Here is a 4,085-nt window from a genome sequence, read left to right on the forward strand (position 1 = left end):
ATCAGTTCGCGTAGATCAGCCTTGGCGCGATCTTCGGGCAGGATGTGCGCGCTGAAGCCGTCGAGATCGTAGGGCGTGCTGCCCGGACCGGCGACGAACTGCGCGAGTTGCTGCGAGGTCTCGAAGGTGCCGCTTGCTACGTCCATGTGCCATGTTCCGCCGCGCACCGCGTCCGAAATCAGCGACAGGCGGGCGTTCATCTCCTTGAGGTTGCGCTCGGCCTCGCGCTGCTGCGTGATGTCCTCTGCGTGCGCAAAGAAGCAGGTGACGCGGCCCGAGTCGTTGCGCACCGCCGACACTTCGATCCGTGCGTGGAAGATGCTGCCATCAGGCCTGACATAGCGTTTTTCAAGGCTGTAGCCGTCACTGTTGCCGCGCAGGATTTCCTTGAGCTGGCGTAGGTCGGCTTCGTGATCGTCGGGGTAAGTGATGTCGGCAATGCTGGCGCCGATCAGTTGCTCCGTCGATCGTTCGAGCATCGCGGCGAACTTCGGATTGACCCGCACAATATGGCCATCGGGGCTGACGATCGCGCGGCCGAACGGCGCATTCTCGAACGCTTCGGCGAACATCGCCTCGCTGCGCGCGATCTCCATTTCCAGGTCGGTGCGTCGGCTGATCTCGGTCACCAGCACAATGACGCCGATGACGCAGCCTGACTGATCCAAGTCGGGAACGTAGCTGCCCTGGACCAGCCGCTGATCGTCGTGGTCGAAGATGTGATATTCGTAGGTGATCGTTTCGCCCGCGAAGGCACGGCGAAGCTGCTCGGCGATCACTGGATAATTGCGATGGCCGACGATCTCCCTAACGTAGCGCCCGACGATGCGGGCGGGCGTCACACCGCGCCAGCGCGCGTACGTCTGATTGGCGTAGCGATAGCGCAGGTCGGGCCCGAAATAGGCCACCAGTCCGGGGAGCAGGTCCAGGATGTGCTGCGGCGCGATCGCCCGTTCCGGCGCGACCGATCCCGCGGCAAGGATCGACGAGGTCATCGCTGACCGATACGCCGGTCAGGTTAACAACGTTTTTCGCCCACGCGTGATTGCGACGAACCGTTGCCGGGCGGTTCGTCGCGATCTGATTATAGCAGCTTGTCGAGCGTGATCGGCAGGTCGCGCACGCGCTTGCCAGTGGCGTTGAACACGGCGTTCGCGACCGCGGCCGCTACACCGGTGATGCCGATCTCGCCTACGCCGCGCGCACCCATCGGTGCGTGCGGATCGGGGATGTCGGTCCACATCACCTCGATCTCGGGCACATCCATGTGCACGGGGACGTGATATTCGGCGAGGCTGGGGTTCATGATCCGCCCACTGCGCTCGTCGTATTGCGTTTCCTCCATCAGCGCGAGGCCGAGGCCCATGATGATGCCGCCGCGGAACTGGCTCGCCGCGGTTTTGGGATTGAGGATGCGGCCGCAATCGAAGGAGCCGAGAAAACGCGAGACGCGCAGCTCGCCCGTCACCGCATTCACGCGCACTTCGCAGAACATCGCACCGTGCGAGTGCATCGACCAGTGCGTCGTCTCGAGCGGGGAGGGCGGCTCGGCCTCGATAACCAGCTCGGCACGTTGCGCGCGGGCGAGGATCGAGGCGTAGCTCTCGTGCGCCGACGCGTCGTCGATCTTCGCCAGACCGCCGTTCACGCCCACCACCTCGTCGGCGTCGAGGCCGGCGAGCGGTGAGTCGTTGCCCGCCAGCTTGAGCAATTCGGTGACCAGCGCGCGATGCGCCGCCATCACCGACGCGCCGATCGCGGCGGTCTGCTGCGATCCGCCCGCCATGACGGTGCCGGGCAGCGTGCTGTCGCCGTAGTTGAACGTCACCTGCGCCATGTCGAGGCCGAGCCGGTCGGCGGCGACCTGCGTCTGCGCGGTGGCGGTGCCCATGCCCATGTCGTGCGCGGCGATGTCGATCGCGGCACCATGGGGCGTGAGCGTGATTCGGGCCGCGCCGCCGGGCATGCGGTAGTAAGGATAGGTTGCGGTGGCGACGCCGGTGCCGATCAGCCACTCACCATCTCGACGCGTTCCCGGCGCCTGACGGTTCGACCAGCCGAACCGCTCGGCACCGTCGCGGAATGCCTTTTCGACCTCGCGCGAGGAGAAGGGAGCACCGGTGGTCGGGTCCTTGTCGGGTTCGTTGCGCAGCCGCAGCTCAATCGGGTCGACGCCGATGTCGTGCGCCAGCTCGTCGATCGCGCTCTCCAGTGCGAAGGTGCCGACCGCCTCGCCCGGCGCGCGCATGAAGGTGTTGGCGACCATGTCGAGATAGGCGACCTCAACGTCGAGCTTCATCGTCTTGGTCGCGTAGGCGCTGCGCGCGGGCAGGATGAAGGGCTCGGGCAGCACGTTGTGGTGGCTCATCGCCGTCGTGCCGGTGTGGATCAGCGCGTCGAAGCGCCCGTCCGCATCGGCGCCGAGTGCCACGCGCTGTTCGGTGATCGTGCGTCCGCCGACGATGCGGTAGACGCCCTCGCGCGATAGCATCAGCCGCACCGGTCGCCCAGAGAGCTTCGACGCTGCCGCGGCGAGCACCTGATGTTGCCACAATCCCTTTCCGCCGAAGCCGCCGCCGACGAACGGCGAGGTGACGTGGACCTGATCCTCTGCGATCCCGAAGACGTGGCCGAGCGACCAGGCGGTGTGCGCCACCATCTGCGTCGCGTCGTGAACGCGCAGGCGATCGCCCTCCCACGCGACCGTTACCGCGTGAAGCTCGATCGCATTGTGGCTGTGCCGCGGTGTCGTGTAGCGCTGATCGACCTTGTGCGCAGCGTCGGCGAGCGCCTGTTCCGCGGTACCGATCTCGAACTTGAGCGGCTGTCCCATGAACTGGCCGGGTTCGACGCCCTTCGCCTTCGCCTCGGCGAGCGCGGTGATCGAATGCTCCTCCTCGAACGCGACCCGGATCAGCGAAGCGGCGTGGTCGGCCTGCTCCTGCGTGTCGGCGAGGACCAGCGCGACCGGCTCACCGTTCCAGTAGACCTTCGCATCCTGCATGACGGGCAGGTCGTTGCCGCCGCACGCCTTCTCCGAGGTCATGAACAGCGGCATCGGCTTCATGCGCGGCGCGTTGCGGTAGGTCATGACGAGCTTGACGCCCGTCGCCGCCTCGGCAGCGTCGGTGTCGAGCGTGGTGATCTTTCCCTTCGCAATCGTGCTGAACACCAGTGCGGCGTAGAGCATGCCGGCTAGCGGGAACTCGGCGGCGTAGGGCGCGGCGCCCTGCACCTTGACGGGACCGTCGACGCGCGAGATCGGGCGACCGACATGGCCGTGCTGCGCGCGGATCAGCGGATCGGGCTTGCCGCCCGGCATCCAGCTGTCTGGGGCCATCTGCACCGCTTTCGCCATCACCGCGGAAGCGGCGCCCTGTACCGCCTGCTTGGCGTCCTCGAGCGCTTTCATGCGTCCACTCCCGCCAGTTCGGCCAGCACGGCCGTGATCGTCCGTTTCGCCAGTTCGATCTTGAAGCCGTTCTCGCTGAGCGGCACCGCGTCGGCGAGTTCGGCCTCTGCCGCGGTGCGGAAGGTGTCGAGCGAGGCAGGCTGCCCGCGCAAGGCCTCTTCCGCACGGGTCGCGCGCCACGGCTTGTGCGCAACGCCGCCCAGTGCGAGCCGCACGTCATCGATCCGGCCGTCCGTCACCTCGATCGCGGCGGCGACCGAGATAAGCGCGAAGGCGTAGCTCGCGCGGTCGCGCACCTTGCGATAGGTCGAGTTCGCCGCGAGCGCGGATGCCGGCAGCTCGACCGCGGTGATCAGTTCGCCCGGTTGCAGAACGGTATCGATCTCGGGATGGTCGCCCGGCAGGCGATGTAGCTCAGTCAGCGGCAGCGTGCGTGTGCCAGTCGCCGAGGCGAGATGCACCACTGCGTCGAGCGCGGCGAGTGCTACGCACATGTCGCTCGGATGCGTTGCAACGCAGGCGTCGGACGTGCCCAGGATGGCGTGGATGCGGTTGAACCCGCCGCGCGCATCGCAGCCTTGCCCCGGCTGGCGCTTGTTGCAGCGCGAACCCTCGACATCGTAGAAATAGGTGCAGCGCGTCCGCTGGAGCAGATTGCCGCCGACCGTCGCCA

The 4,085-nt window shown here is 66.9% G+C and carries 3 protein-coding genes; all 3 read right to left on the minus strand.

Features of this window, described 5'->3' with window-relative positions:
- Window positions 1-995, minus strand: a 995-nt coding sequence (locus tag QZ847_RS14555; RefSeq protein ID WP_294357721.1) for a GGDEF and EAL domain-containing protein, incomplete at its 3' end; no start/stop codon positions are given.
- Window positions 996-1,084: 89 nt separating this feature from the next.
- On the minus strand, window positions 1,085-3,412 hold the full coding sequence (locus QZ847_RS14560; RefSeq protein ID WP_294357724.1) for a xanthine dehydrogenase family protein molybdopterin-binding subunit: 2,328 nt from the start codon (window positions 3,410-3,412) through the stop codon (window positions 1,085-1,087).
- On the minus strand, window positions 3,409-4,085 hold a 677-nt coding region (locus tag QZ847_RS14565; protein WP_294357727.1), incomplete at its 5' end, for an FAD binding domain-containing protein. The genes QZ847_RS14560 and QZ847_RS14565, both read right to left, overlap by 4 nt.

This window comes from uncultured Sphingomonas sp., assembly GCF_913778135.1.
Taxonomy (GTDB): Bacteria; Pseudomonadota; Alphaproteobacteria; order Sphingomonadales; family Sphingomonadaceae; genus Sphingomonas.

Excerpts from the sequence above, each read along its gene's own strand:
- QZ847_RS14560 (WP_294357724.1), bottom strand. The coding sequence starts at position 3,412 with ATGAAAGCGCTCGAGGACGCCAAGCAGGCGGTACAGGGCGCCGCTTCC.